This window comes from Actinocrinis sp., assembly GCF_035653575.1.
Lineage (GTDB): Bacteria > Actinomycetota > Actinomycetes > Streptomycetales > Catenulisporaceae > Actinocrinis.
On sequence record NZ_DASRBQ010000064.1, the window covers coordinates 18,788 to 32,257 of the forward strand.

At 69.1% G+C, this 13,470-nt stretch carries 9 protein-coding genes and 1 pseudogene; 8 read left to right on the forward strand and 2 right to left on the reverse strand.

Annotation, left to right across the window (positions count from 1 at the left end; all coding sequences use genetic code 11):
- The first annotated feature begins 13 nt into the window (after positions 1 to 13).
- Positions 14 to 1,171 carry a hypothetical protein gene (locus tag VFA06_RS09250; RefSeq protein ID WP_324840034.1) on the forward strand — a complete coding sequence of 386 codons (1,158 nt, stop codon included), beginning with the start codon at positions 14 to 16 and terminating at the stop codon, positions 1,169 to 1,171.
- Between the two features lie 29 nt (positions 1,172 to 1,200).
- Here VFA06_RS09250 and VFA06_RS09255 read toward each other — a convergent pair whose 3' ends face one another.
- Positions 1,201 to 2,496, reverse strand: a complete 1,296-nt coding sequence (locus tag VFA06_RS09255; RefSeq protein ID WP_324840035.1) for an LCP family protein — start codon at positions 2,494 to 2,496, stop codon at positions 1,201 to 1,203.
- Between the two features lie 381 nt (positions 2,497 to 2,877).
- On the opposite strand from VFA06_RS09255, the gene VFA06_RS09260 reads away from it, so the two are divergent.
- From VFA06_RS09260 to VFA06_RS09290, 7 genes are all read left to right on the forward strand, one after another.
- Positions 2,878 to 5,004 carry a prolyl oligopeptidase family serine peptidase gene (locus VFA06_RS09260; RefSeq protein ID WP_324840036.1) on the forward strand — a complete coding sequence of 709 codons (2,127 nt, stop codon included), beginning with the start codon at positions 2,878 to 2,880 and terminating at the stop codon, positions 5,002 to 5,004.
- 210 nt (positions 5,005 to 5,214) lie between these two features.
- A complete protein-coding gene (locus VFA06_RS09265; protein WP_324840042.1) occupies positions 5,215 to 6,780 on the forward strand; it encodes a carboxyl transferase domain-containing protein in 1,566 nt (521 codons plus the stop codon).
- A gap of 15 nt (positions 6,781 to 6,795) precedes the next feature.
- Positions 6,796 to 8,520: an acetyl/propionyl/methylcrotonyl-CoA carboxylase subunit alpha gene (locus tag VFA06_RS09270; RefSeq protein ID WP_324840037.1), complete on the forward strand. Its 1,725-nt coding sequence runs from the start codon at positions 6,796 to 6,798 to the stop codon at positions 8,518 to 8,520.
- Positions 8,517 to 9,452: a hydroxymethylglutaryl-CoA lyase gene (locus VFA06_RS09275; RefSeq protein WP_324840038.1), complete on the forward strand. Its 936-nt coding sequence runs from the start codon at positions 8,517 to 8,519 to the stop codon at positions 9,450 to 9,452. The genes VFA06_RS09270 and VFA06_RS09275 overlap by 4 nt, the downstream gene beginning before the upstream one ends.
- A gap of 5 nt (positions 9,453 to 9,457) precedes the next feature.
- Positions 9,458 to 10,615 (forward strand): acyl-CoA dehydrogenase family protein, encoded by a 1,158-nt coding sequence (locus tag VFA06_RS09280; protein WP_324840039.1) that lies wholly within the window; start codon positions 9,458 to 9,460, stop codon positions 10,613 to 10,615.
- Positions 10,616 to 10,970: 355 nt separating this feature from the next.
- Positions 10,971 to 11,417 carry a DUF6918 family protein gene (locus tag VFA06_RS09285; RefSeq protein WP_324840040.1) on the forward strand — a complete coding sequence of 149 codons (447 nt, stop codon included), beginning with the start codon at positions 10,971 to 10,973 and terminating at the stop codon, positions 11,415 to 11,417.
- Between the two features lie 173 nt (positions 11,418 to 11,590).
- Complete coding sequence (locus VFA06_RS09290) at positions 11,591 to 12,181, forward strand: hypothetical protein (RefSeq protein ID WP_324840041.1); 591 nt, start codon at positions 11,591 to 11,593, stop codon at positions 12,179 to 12,181.
- A 7-nt stretch (positions 12,182 to 12,188) separates the two neighbouring features.
- Here VFA06_RS09290 and VFA06_RS09295 read toward each other — a convergent pair.
- Positions 12,189 to 13,470: pseudogene (locus tag VFA06_RS09295) on the reverse strand (hypothetical protein); the annotation flags it as partial.

Here is a 13,470-nt window from a genome sequence, read left to right on the forward strand (position 1 = left end):
CAGAATGTAAGACATGAGGATCTTCGAGCTGGCAGTGGGCGCCGCCGTGGTGGCCGCGGCCTGGCTTTCGGTCGTGGCCAGCCTGGTGATGCCGCGCGGGCTGCGGTCGAGCTACACCCGGCTGGTACACGGCGTGGTGCGCTGGCCGTTCCAGTTCCTGGCCGACCGGCTCGGCACCTACGACGCCAAGGACCGGGTACTGGCTTGGGCCGCGCCGCTGGCCATCCTGGTCACCCTGATCAGCTGGCTCGGGCTGTTCCTGGTCGGCTTCGGGCTGCTGCTGGCCGGGGCCAGCGGGCTCGGCTTCAACGCCGCGTTCCGGGAGGCCGGCTCCTCGCTGTTCACCCTCGGGTTCGCCTCCAGCGCCCGCGACCGGCTCACGTTCCTGGACTTCTGCGCCTCCGCGTCGGGCCCGGTGGCGATCGGCCTGCAGGTCGGATACCTGCCGGCGCTGTACACGGCCTACTCGCGCCGCGAGGCCGAGGTCACGCTGCTGCAGTCGCGCGCCGGCGTGCCCGCCTGGGGCCCGGAGATCCTCTACCGGCACGTGCAGGTCACCGGGCTGCTGGAGAACCTGCCCGACCTCTACCGCGGCTGGGAGCGCTGGGCCGCGGAGATCTCGGAGAGCCACACCAACTATCCGGTGCTGATCCATTTCCGCTCCCCGCAGCCGAACCGCAACTGGCTGATCGCGCTGCTCGCCGTGATGGACGCGGCGGCGCTCGAACTCGCGCTCAACCCTCGGAACCAGAACAGCGGCGCGATGCGCATCGGGCTGCGCGGCGGGTTCAACTGCCTACGGGACATCGCTCATATGGAACGCATACCGTACGACCCGGACCCGGATCCCGACAGCGACATCGAGCTGACCTTCGCGGAGTTCTCTCAGGGCATCGACATGCTGCGGTACGGCGCCTATCCGATGGAGCGCACTCCGGAGGAGGCGTGGCCGCACTTCCGCGGCTGGCGGGTCAACTACGAGTCGATCGCCTACGCCCTCGCCTACCGCATTGACGCCGTGCCCGCGCCGTGGTCTGGTCCGCGTCGCACGCCGGGTCAGGTGCTCAGGGTCCGCACGCCGCGGGACCGGCAGCCCACCAAGGGCGTTCCGGCTTCTGCAAGGGCGACAACCGACACGAAGCCCGCGGAGAACGGGACGCCCTCTGGCTGACGGTTGGTCAACCCGCGCGTTCATCGTCGTCAGTTGACGCACGGGATGCCGGGCGGCGCATTCACGGTTGGCGCGGTCGTCGCCGGTACGGCATTCGACGCTGCGGTACGCCCGCTCGACCGATTACCGCTCACTGCCGCGTGCGTCGCACGATGCGTTCCGGCAGCGCCAGCCACTTCGGCCGCTGCCTGCGGGATCGCCGGACCTACCGCGCCGGTAGCGGCAGCGGTGGGCGTGCTCGTCGAGTCGGACACGTCCGGGCTCTGTCCGGACAGCAGGCGCTGGGCGACCTCGCGCACTTGGATCGGGTCGATGAGATTGACCGACTCGCCGTCTTCAGTCGCGAACCCCTTGATCGGCAGCGTGTAGAAGGTCACGTTCCCCGCGGTTACCGCGCCCGCCTGGTGGATGAATGACAGCAAGTCGAATCCGGAGTCGACGACTACGTCCTTGCGTGCGACGTCGAGGAGCGCGCCGATCTTGCTCAGGTCGTCGAATACGCCGGCGTGCTGCAACTTGTTCACGGTCGAGGCGAGGAACGCCTGTTGGCGGTGTGTGCGGTCCAAGTCTCCGTTGGCCAGCCCGTGTCGCTGCCGTACGAAGGCGAGCGACTGCGCGCCGTCGAGGGTTTGCACACCAGCCGGGAAATTCGCACCCGAATACCAGTCGTGCACCGGTTCGCGCAGGCACACCGTGACGCCGCCGAGGGCGTTGGCCAAGTCGTAGAACCCGGCCAGGTTGATCTCGGCGAAATGGTCGACGGTCACACCGAGCAACTGTTGCACGGCGTCGATGGCCGCGTGCCGGCCAGCTTCCCGGCCGAGCTGTTCGAGCGCGGCACGGTCGCTCGTTCCGGTAGAGCGCGCGGTGGCCTCGGCGTTGGCCTTGGCCCGGCCGTACGCCTCCTTGATCTTGTGGTCGCCGAGTCCTTCCGGCAGGTCCACGTAGTCGTCGCGGGGAATGGAGAGGGCCACCGCGCGGGAGCCGTCCGCCGGGACGTGCAGCAGGATCAGCGTGTTCGTGTTGTACCCGCCCACGTCGCTGGAACTGCCCGCGTGCAGCTGGGAGAGGATCGCCGGCGGCAGGTCGTTGCCCTGGTTGTCGCGCCGTGAGTCGAGCCCCATGAGCAGGATGTTGAGGTCGCCGCCGCTCTGCTGCGCGGAACCGAGGCCGGCCAGCGCATGCGAGCTGGCCAGTCCGCCCAGCACGGAGGAGTGGAAATACCAGCCGACCGCGGCCGCGATCAGCACGAGTGCTGACGCGCTGCCGAACAGCGTGCGCAGGAAGATCCGGGCACGCCGGGTCAGTTTCAGCCGCGTCGGCATCGGGCGCACCGGCCGGGTGCGCCCGGACTGAGCTGTACCTGCCTGGGCTCGACCGGCTTGGGTTCTGTCGGTCTGGGCTCTCTCGGTTTCGGTCCGGCCGGGCTGCGGACGTCCAGGCTGGGATCGCGACTGCATCCGCGCGTTCGGAGGCGAATACGGCCGCGAACCCTGCTGGGTCGGGCGGGGGCCGGGCGGGCGGGTCGGTCCGCCGCCTTGCCCATAGCCAACGCGCCGGTCCACCGCGTCTCCTGTGTGTACGCACCCGAGGATCCTGGTGCTTTGATCCTAGGAAGGGGGCGCGTGCAGCTTCGGACGCCACGACGCCAGCTCACTCTTTCGGCCCAGCACACAACGCGCCGCGTCATTGCTAACGTGCCAAGAGTGACGAGTCCTCACCCGATAGCACCGTATCCCCAGGCCCCCCGCGACGAGATCACCGAGGTTATCCACGGTTTGACGATCAGCGATCCGTATCGCTGGCTTGAAGATCCGACCTCTCCACAGACCAGAGCGTGGAGTGCGGCTCAGGACACGTTGTTCCAGAAAGCGCGCGCCGGGTGGAACGGGCACCGAAGGCTGCGCGCACGGATCGCCGAGCTCGCGGCTACCGGGGCGATCGACCCGCCGGTCTGGCGCGGTGAGCGCTCGTTCTTCACCAGGCGGCTGCCTGATCAGGAGCACGCGGTGCTGGTGACGGTGGACGAGTCCGGCGCGGAGCGCGTACTCGTCGATCCCGTCGCGCTGGACCCGGCGGGCACCACGACGCTCGACGGCTGGTATCCGTCGCCGTCGGGACGGCTGATCGCGTATCAGATCTCCGAGGGCGGCACCGAGGAGTCGGTCACGCGGATCATGAACGTGGCGACCGGCGAGGTGGTGGACGGACCGATCGACCGCACCCGGTACACCGAGGTCTCCTGGCTCGCCGATGACAGCGGCTACTACTTCACCCGCCGCCTCGCGCCGGACCTCGTGCCGCCGAACGAGACCCAGTTCCACCGGCGGGTATACCTGCACCGCCTGGGCACCGATCCCGAGCAGGACACGATGGTCTTCGGCGAGGGCTCGAAGCTGACCTGCTATCACCATGCCTCGATCTCGGCGGACGGCCGCTGGCTTCAGGTCTCCAGCAGCGAGGGCACCGAGCCGAACAACGACCTCTATCTTGCCGACCTGGCCGGTGCTGATCCTGCGGCGCCTCCGTTCAAGCCGGTGCAGGTAGGCGTGGCTGCGACGACCTACCTCTATCCGGCGCGCGGGGACAGCCCGTTGGGCGAACAACTGTTGGTGTTCACGACGCTCGACGCGCCGCGCGGACGGATCTGCGTCACCTCTCCGCACGACCCGGTACCCGACGCCTGGCGGGAACTCATCCCCGAAGACCCGGAGGCGGTGATCGAGAACCTCGTCGTGCTCGACGGCCCGGAACTCGAGCGTCCTGTGCTGCTGGTGGCCCGGATTCGGCATGCGATCAGCGAAATCACCGTGCATGACGCTTTCACCGGTGAGCAATGCGGTACCGTGCCGCTTCCGTCGGTGGGCACCACCGAGGCGCTTACCGCGCGGCGAACTGGCGGCCATGAGGCGTGGTTCATCTACACCGACTTCGGAACACCGCCGCGCGTTTACCGGTACGACGCGCGTACCGCGGAAACCACTCTGTGGGCAGACACTCCGGGAAAGCCGAAATCACCGAAGGTCTATACGCGGCAAGTCGAGTACACCTCGAAAGACGGCACCACGGTTCGTATGTTCATCGTCTCCGGCGACCCGAATGACGTACCAGACCGGACTCGACCTACCCTCCTGTATGGCTATGGCGGCTTTAATGTCAGCCTGCCGCCAGAGTATGTGGCCTCCGCGCTGGCGTGGGTGGAAGCAGGGGGTGTCTACGCGGTCGCCAACCTGCGTGGTGGCGGAGAAGAGGGTGAGCAGTGGCACCGGGCCGGCACCTTCGGCGAAAAGCAGAACGTCTTTGACGATTTCCATGCCGCCGCGCAGTACCTGATCGACCGGTCCTGGACGACTTCCGATCAACTCGCGATCCAGGGCGGCTCAAACGGTGGCCTGCTCGTCGGCGCCGCGCTTACGCAGCATCCGGAGCGTTACCGCGCCGTGGCCTGCTCAGCTCCGTTGCTGGACATGGTGCGGTACGAGCTGTTCGGCCTCGGCGAGTCCTGGAATGTCGAATACGGTTCAGCCGCCGACCCAGAGCAGCTCGCGGCGCTGTTCGCGTACTCACCGGTGCACAACGTGAACGCGGGTACCGAATACCCGGCAGTGCTGTTCACGGTCTTCGAAGGTGACACGCGCGTCGATCCGCTGCACGCCCGCAAGCTGTGTGCGGCATTGCAGTGGGCCACCAGCGGCGATCCGGTGCGACGGCCGATCCTGCTGCGGCGAGAGACCGGCGTCGGACACGGTGCCCGGGCCATCTCGCGCAGGATCGACCTGGCGGCGGACACCCTGGCCTTCCTCGCGAATCATGCGGGGCTGGCACTGGGCTAACCTGGCGGGGTATCCGCGATACTCCGGGGTACATCACGATCGTCGGCCACCAGTCGAGGGTCGAACACGTCGAGTCGAGACGCCGGGTGCCACAAGCACCGGGTCACCGAACCGAACAGAAAGGCGGCGACGGTGCCGTCGACGACACCGCGGGCGCCCCTGCCCCCGAACGCGGACGCGCGCGCAGTCAACGCGGTCGCGGATGCGGGCATTGCGGGCCCTGACCTGCGCGGCCTCACTGAGCAGCTGCGCGCGAACCTGGCCCGTGTCCGGCTGGGCGGCGACGAGCGCGCCCGAGCGAAGCACACGGCCCGCGGCAAGCTGCTGCCGCGCGAACGCATCGACCGCTTGCTCGACCCCGGCTCCCCGTTCCTCGAACTCGCTCCGCTGGCCGCGTACGGCCTCTACGCCGAGCACGGCGGCCCGGTCCCGGCGGCCGGGATCATCGCCGGCATCGGCCGGGTTCACGGTCGGCTGTGCGTGATCGCCGCGAATGACGCGACGGTCAAGGGCGGCACGTACTATCCGATGACCGTCAAGAAACACCTTCGCGCGCAGGAGGTCGCCGCCGCGAACCGGCTGCCGTGCGTGTACCTCGTGGACTCCGGCGGTGCCTATCTCCCGCTGCAGGACGAGGTCTTCCCGGACCGGGACCACTTCGGCCGGATCTTCTTCAACCAGGCCCGGCTTTCGGCGGCCGGGATTCCGCAGCTCGCGGCGGTGATGGGCTCCTGCACGGCCGGCGGCGCGTACGTACCCGCGATGAGCGACGAAACGGTCATCGTGCGCAACCAGGGCACGATCTTCCTCGGCGGTCCGCCGCTGGTGAAGGCCGCGACCGGCGAGGTGGTCACCGCCGAGGAGCTGGGCGGCGCCGACGTGCACACCCGGCTGTCCGGCGTCGCTGACCACTTCGCCGAGGACGACGAGCACGCCCTCGAACTGCTGCGCGCCGCGATCGCCACCCTTCCGCCGGCCGAGCCCTGGCTCGTGCCCGAGGACCCGGCGCCTCCCGCCGAGGACCCCGCGCAGCTTTACGACCTAGTACCGGCCGATCCGCGCATCCCGTACGACGTGCGTGAGGTGATAAGGCGCATCGTCGACGGCTCACAGATGCACGAGTTCAAGGCGCGGTACGGCGAGACGCTGGTGTGCGCATTCGCGAAGATCCACGGGTATCCGGTCGGCATCCTGGCGAACAACGGCATCCTGTTCAGCGAGTCGTCGCTCAAGGGCGCTCACTTCATCGAGCTGTGCCAGCAGCGCCGCATCCCGCTGGTCTTCCTGCAGAACATCTCCGGGTTCATGGTCGGCCGCGACTACGAGCACCGAGGCATCGCCAAAGACGGCGCGAAGCTGGTCACCGCGGTCTCCTGCGCGACAGTGCCGAAGTTCACCGTCGTGATCGGCGGCTCGTTCGGCGCGGGCAACTACGGCATGTGCGGGCGGGCCTACGACCCGCGCTTCTTGTGGATGTGGCCGAACGCGCGCATCTCGGTGATGGGCGGCGAGCAGGCCGCGACGGTGCTGGCGACCGTGCGCCGCGACCGGATCGAGGCCGAGGGCGGAACGTGGTCGGCCGACGAGGAGGAGGCCTTCAAGAAGCCGGTGCGCGACCAGTACGAGGCGCAGGGCTCGCCGTATTACTCGACCGCGCGGCTGTGGGACGACGGGATCATCGACCCCGCGGACACGCGCCGGGTCCTCGGGCTGGCCCTGGCCGCCGCCTCTTACGCGCCGCCGGCTCCCACCGGCTACGGCGTCTTCCGGATGTAGGGCGGGACGGAGACGATGACTGACATCACCAAGATCCTGATCGCCAACCGAGGCGAGATCGCGCTGCGGATCATCCGCACGGCACGCGCCATGGGCATCAGGACGGTCGCCGTGTACTCGGACGCGGACCGCGAGGCGGCGCACGTTACCGCGGCCGATGAGGCGGTACGCATCGGTGCCGACGACTCGGATTCCAGCGCACCGACCGCTTCGTACCTCAACATCGACGCGTTGCTCGACGCTGCGAAGGAAAGCGGCGCCGATGCGGTACATCCCGGCTACGGCTTCCTTTCCGAGCGAGCCGCATTCGCGCGGGCTTGTGGCGACGCAGGGCTCGTCTTCATCGGTCCGCCTCCGGACGTGATCGAGGCGATGGGCCGCAAAGACTATGCACGGCGGATCGCCGAGCAGGCCGATGTGCCGGTGCTGCCGACGTATCAGGCCGATGATCCGAACATGCACTTCCCGGTGCTCGTCAAGGCCGCGGCAGGCGGCGGCGGTAAGGGCATGCGGATCGTGCGTAACGCAGCCGATCTGCCCGACGCACTCGCGGCCGCACGCCGCGAGGCGGAATCGGCGTTCGGGGACGGCACGCTGCTCGTCGAGCGATACGTGGAGCACGGGCGTCACGTCGAGGTTCAGGTACTCGCGGATACGTATGGCACCGTGCTGCATCTGGGCGAGCGTGATTGTTCGGTACAGCGACGGCACCAGAAGGTCGTGGAGGAAAGCCCGGCCCCCACGATTTCCGCCGAGCTTCGGGAGCGGCTTCTCTCCGCAGCCGTCCGGCTGACCGCGCAAGTCGGCTACGTCAACGCTGGAACGGTCGAATTCCTCGTATCTGACGACGAATTCTTCCTGCTGGAGATGAACACCCGGCTTCAGGTGGAGCATCCGGTCACCGAGCTGGTCACCGGCCTGGACCTCGTGGAGTTGCAGATCCGCATCGCCGCCGATGAGCGGATGCCGCTGCGCCAAGAGGACGTGGTGTCGCGCGGCCATGCGATCGAGGTCCGCGTCTACGCCGAAGACGCAGAGCACGGATTCCTTCCACAGGCTGGGCGGGCTGGCGTCGTGGCGTGGCCGCGCGGCGAAGGTGTGCGCGTGGACGCGGCGCTGCGCTCCTTCGACGAAGTCCCGCCGTGGTACGACCCGATGATCGGCAAAGTCACCGGCTACGGCCCTGACCGAGAGTCCGCGCGGCGGGCGATTCTGGGCGCGCTCGCGGAGTCACGCATCGACGGCCTGATCACGAACCTCGCCTTCCTGCGCACCCTGCTCGGCTCGTCACAGTTCGCCGAGGCGACCATCGACACCGCGTGGCTGGATCGTCATCCCGACCTGCCCTTCCACCCGCGTCTCGAAGCAGACGGCCCGACGCCGTTCGATCTTCGCGACGGCTGGCGGCTTGCCGGTCCGCCGCTTCCGGCGCGCGCCCTGTCCACCCAGGCGCGCACAGCCGCCGCGGCATCGTCCGCGCCGCTCGACGGCGTGGTGCGCGCTCCGATGCCGGGGACCGTGATCGCCGTCAAGGTGGCGGCCGGGCAACGCGTATCGGCCAGCGAACCGCTCGGCGCGTTGGAGGCGATGAAGATGGAGCACACGCTTACCGCACCGCACGACGGAGTGGTCACGCACGTCGGCGCCGCGGTCGGCGAGCAAGTGTCGATCGGCGCGGAACTGTTCGTGATCGAGGCCGAGCCGGCCAATGCAGCGTCCGGAACCGAGGACCCGTCATGACCGCGCGTCTGCCCCAGGTCTTCCCGCACGCCGGGCTGCCCTCGCGGGTGACGGTGTACGAGGTCGGTGCGCGCGATGGCTTGCAGAACGAGCAGACCACGGTCCCGACTGAGGTCAAGGCCGAGTTCATCGAACGCCTCGCTGACGCCGGTTCCACGACTATCGAGGCGACGAGCTTCGTACATCCGAAGTGGGTACCGCAGCTCTCCGACGCCGAGACGCTCTTCAAGCTGCTGGAGCGGCGTCCAGGACTGCGTTACCCGGTCCTGGTGCCGAACCTGCGCGGGTACGACCGGGCTCTTGCCTGCGGGGTGCGTGAGATCGCGGTATTCGCTTCAGCCACTGAGACCTTCGCGCAGCGCAACCTCAACACCACGATCGACGGTGCCCTTACCGACATCGAGGCCGTGGTAACGCCGGCGCTCGAAGCCGGGCTGTGGGTGCGTGGCTACGTGTCCATGTGCTTCGGCGACCCGTGGGAAGGACCCGTCGATCCCAGTGCTGTGGCGAGAGTCGTCGAGCGGTTGCTTATCGCGGGCTGCGACGAGATCAGCCTCGGCGACACCATCGGCACCGCGACTCCCGGGCACGTCAGAACGCTCATAGACCTGCTCGGAACCCGGGGTGTGGACCCGGCGCGGCTGGCCGTGCACTTCCACGACACCTACGGCCAAGCGCTGGCGAACACCCTCGCCGCGCTCCAGGTCGGCATCACCACCGTCGACGCCTCCGCAGGAGGCCTCGGCGGCTGCCCGTACGCGGAGTCCGCCACCGGCAACCTCGCCACCGAAGACCTCGTGTGGATGCTGGACGGACTCGGGATCGACACCGGCATGGACCTGCCGGCCCTCGTCGCGACCTCCCGCTGGATGGCCGACCACCTCGGCCGACCGGCCCCTTCCAGAGCCGTCCAAGCCCTCACAAAGGACTGATCACAGTGCTCGATCCGGAACTGCCCGCGGAGTACGAAGAGCTCCGCAAAACCGTCGAGGAGTTCGCCCACACCGAGGTCGCCCCGGTGATCGGCGACTACTACGAGCGGCACGCCTTCCCATACCCGCTGGTCGCCTCGATGGGGCGGATGGGCCTGTTCGGCCTGCCGTACCCGGAGGAGTACGGCGGCATGGGCGGTGACTACTTCGCACTCTGCCTCGCCCTCGAGGAACTGGCGCGCGTGGACTCCTCGGTCGCCATCACGTTGGAGGCCGGCGTCTCTCTCGGCTCGATGCCCGTGTACCGGTTCGGCACCGAGGAGCAGAAGCAGCGCTGGCTGCCGGAGCTGTGCGCGGGTGAACGGCTCGGAGCCTTCGGCCTCACCGAGCCAGGCGGCGGTTCCGACGCCGGCGCGACCAAGACCCGCGCGGCACTCACCGACGGCTCCTGGCTGATCAACGGATCGAAGTCGTTCATCACCAACTCCGGCACCGACATCACCAGCCTGGTGACGGTGACCGCGGTGACCGGCCCGGAGCAGGACGGCCGCAAGGAGATCTCGTCGATCATCGTTCCGAGCGGCACTCCCGGGTTCACGGTCGAGCCGGGTTACTCGAAAGTCGGTTGGTGTGCCTCAGACACACACGGCCTGTCCTTCGAAGACTGCCGGGTGCCTGAGGAGAACCTGCTCGGCGAGCGCGGCCGCGGGTACGCACAGTTCCTGCGCATCCTCGACGAAGGCCGTATCGCCATCGCCGCCCTCGCCACCGGCCTCGCACAGGGCTGCGTGGACGAGTCGCTGCGGTACGCCCGCGAGCGCGCAGCGTTCGGCCGCCAAATCGAGCAGTACCAGGCGATCCAGTTCAAGATCGCCGACATGGAGGCTCGCGCGCACACCGCCAGGCTCGCGTACCGGCACGCCGCGGCCTTGCTGATCACCGGCAAGCCGTTCAAGAAGCAGGCCGCGATCGCCAAGCTCGTGGCCAGCAACGCCGCGATGGACAACGCCCGCGAGGCCACCCAGATCTTCGGCGGCTACGGATTCATGAACGAGTTCCCGGTCGGCCGGTTCTACCGCGACGCCAAGATCCTGGAGATCGGCGAGGGCACCAGCGAGGTCCAACGCCTGCTGATCGCGCGCGATCTGGGCCTGCCCGCCTGACGATCTTTCTGCGTGACTGACTGACCGTCACACCGCACCCCGCCGGTTCCGCGCCCGCGAGCACATCGCGGCGCGGGCTCGGCGGGGGCGCGCATTCGCCTGCCCTCGCGCTGGACACGCACCGTTCACGGTCCCGCACGCCCCGAATTGCCGCCCGGCAATCAGTTCGAGTCTCGGAAATACGACTCTTCTCCTGAGTACGGTAACCTGTGCGGACCCTGAGTCGGACGGCGATGAACGACCCCGTCCGAGGGATGCACTCGGTCGCGCGCAGATCATCCGACACGCAGTTAGTCCGACGCAGCCCAGCGGCCGCAACCCCAGCACGGCCCCAACCACCGAGGAGAAACACGCCATGGCAGCCACGCTTCAGGAGATCCTGCTCACGCCGGATAACCGCCCGAAGGTCGTCGCCGACTGCCAGACGCTGATCGACCAGGAGGTCTCCGACAAGTCGGGCATCTCCGGCACCGCGATCAAGCTGGCCTACAAGACCGTCACCGCCTTCGCCTCCGGCATCATCCACGACGCCGTGGACGCGCTGCTTCCGGACTTCGTGGCCAAGCTGGAGCCGTACTGGGCCGACTTCACCGCCTCCGGCGGCGCCGAGTTCGGCGACTACCTGGCCAAGCGCGGCAGCGAGGTCTCCGAGGCCCTGCTCTCGGTCACCGACGAGCGCGCCGAGAAGTCGGAGCGCGCGCCGCTGAAGAAGGCGTACAACACCGTGCGCCCGAGCGGCGTGAAGAACGTCGAGGCCGCCCTTCCCCGCCTCGGCGCCCTGATCCAGAAGTACGCGGGCTGAGCGAACCAGCCCCCGGAAAAAAAAGTTCCAACCCGCATTCCCGCTGATCAAGCGTCAGATTCCGGCTCCCGTCGAGCCGGCCGTCTGACGCTTGATCAGTTTCTGTCGGTACCTCCTGTCATAGTCAGTGACTGGACGTCACAGTTCGTCCGCACTCGACTGAAGGAGGAGAAATGTCCGCACCGTCCGCCGCCACCCCGCGCGCCGCCGCGTCCGTCATCGAGCTCGAAATCGCCGCCGAGGCCGGCCCCGGCTGGCTCGGCTCCGGAGCGGAGCCGGTCACCGTCAGCCTCATCGCCGAAACGGTCCGCTTCGAAGGCGCGCACCTGCACTTCGTCACCGGGAACACGGTGGTGCGCAGCGTGCCCAGAGCCGAGGTGACGGCGCTGACCTGGCGCGGCAGTCCACCGCGAGGGCGCGGCTCGGGGCCGCACCGCAACGCCGGCGTGGTCTGGACCGAGGAGGAACGCGCCCGGCTGACCGCGGAGGTGCTCGGCGACCTGAGCTGGATCGAGATCAGCCACCGGCACGAGCGCAGCATCTCGGCGGTACGCCGCGAGGCGGTCCGCATGCGCCTGGTCGACGAACTCGGCCGCCGGCTGGACGAGCAGCCGGAACCCGGCGCCGCACTCTCCCCACGCTCCACCGCCACGAGCCAACTCCCCCGCCCGGCCCCCGCGCCCGCCATCAACACCACGGCGAGCAACCTCTCACCCGCGTCCGCCTCCGAGCGAGCAATCTCGCGCGCGAGGTCAGCCCCGTGAAGAGCCCTCACCCATAGAACAGCCGCTCGAACACGCCCCGGGCCCGACGCGCGCGGCGGCGATGCGCATCAAGCAAAGCCTCCTTGTCGGCCCGGTGGCGATCGAGCAGACCACCGAGCGCCAGCATCGCGCCCCCGCTTTCCCAGGGCGCGGTTCCGGCCCCACTTCCGGTACCCGCACCAGCGCCGCCCCCGGCATTGACCCCGGCACTGGCCCCGGGGACATGCTCCGCCGCGGCCAGTCCAGGGCGGTGCCAGCTGTCCAGGTAGCGCGCGATCACGGCCAGATCGCGCGCCCCGGTCGGCACCTGGTCGGAAGCACGGCCACGCACGAGGGTGATGCCATTGCGCATCCGGGTCGTCTGGTACCAGGCGTCATCGAGCAGCAGCCGGTCGTCCTCGCCGATCAACTCGGCCGCAGTGGCCGCCGCCAACGCGGCCCGGGTGCCCGTGACCCGAAGCGCGGGCACCTGAGCCCCATGCCTCAACTGAAGGAGCTGAACCACCCATTCGACATCTGACAAGCCACCTGGGCCGAGCTTCGTGTGCAACGCCCGGTCGGCGCCGCGCGGCAGCCGCTCGGCCTCCATCCGCGCCTTGAGCCGCCGGATCTCGAGCACGTCCGAGTCGGCCAAGCCCTTGGCGGGGTACCGGATCGGATCGATCAGCGCGATGAACCGTGCGCCAACGTCCTTCGCCCCCGCGACCGGCGTGGCGCGCAGCAGGGCCTGCGACTCCCAGACCCGCGACCAGCGCCGGTAGTACTCGGCGTAGGACGCGAGGCTGCGCACGAGCGGCCCCTGCCGCCCTTCCGGCCGCAGATCGGCGTCTATCGCCAGCGGCGGATCGGTCCCGGGCGCCTGCAACAGTCGGCGCAACTCGTTGGCCAACTCGAAGGCGGCCGCCGTGGCCTGTTGCTCGTCCGCGCCCGCCACCGGTTCGTGGACGAACATCACGTCGGCGTCCGAGCCGTAACCCAGCTCGCCGCCGCCGAACCGGCCCATCGCGATCACCGCGAGCCGGGTAGGCAGCTGCCACCGAGCGTCGGTCCCCGCGCCCGACTCACGCGACCCGCCCGCGGCGTCCGACCCGACCGCGCTGTCCGAGGCTGTGTCCGAAGCTGCCGCGGCGCCCAAGGCTGCGTCCAAGCCGTCCGCGCCAGCCGCGCCGTCCGAAGCGGCCGCGCCGCCCAAGGCTGCGTCCGAGCCGTCACCCGGCACAGTCCTCGCCATGCCACCCGAACCGCCGCCCGACGCAGCCCCCGCCGCGCAACCCGAACCGGCGTTGGAG

Bases quoted from the DNA above. Each gene is read 5' to 3' on its own strand.
- VFA06_RS09250 (WP_324840034.1), top strand. From the start codon at position 14: ATGAGGATCTTCGAGCTGGCAGTGGGCGCCGCCGTGGTGGCCGCGGCC.
- VFA06_RS09255 (WP_324840035.1), bottom strand. From the start codon at position 2,496: ATGCCGACGCGGCTGAAACTGACCCGGCGTGCCCGGATCTTCCTGCGC.
- VFA06_RS09270 (WP_324840037.1), top strand. From the start codon at position 6,796: ATGACTGACATCACCAAGATCCTGATCGCCAACCGAGGCGAGATCGCG.
- VFA06_RS09275 (WP_324840038.1), top strand. From the start codon at position 8,517: ATGACCGCGCGTCTGCCCCAGGTCTTCCCGCACGCCGGGCTGCCCTCG.
- VFA06_RS09285 (WP_324840040.1), top strand. From the start codon at position 10,971: ATGGCAGCCACGCTTCAGGAGATCCTGCTCACGCCGGATAACCGCCCG.
- VFA06_RS09290 (WP_324840041.1), top strand. From the start codon at position 11,591: ATGTCCGCACCGTCCGCCGCCACCCCGCGCGCCGCCGCGTCCGTCATC.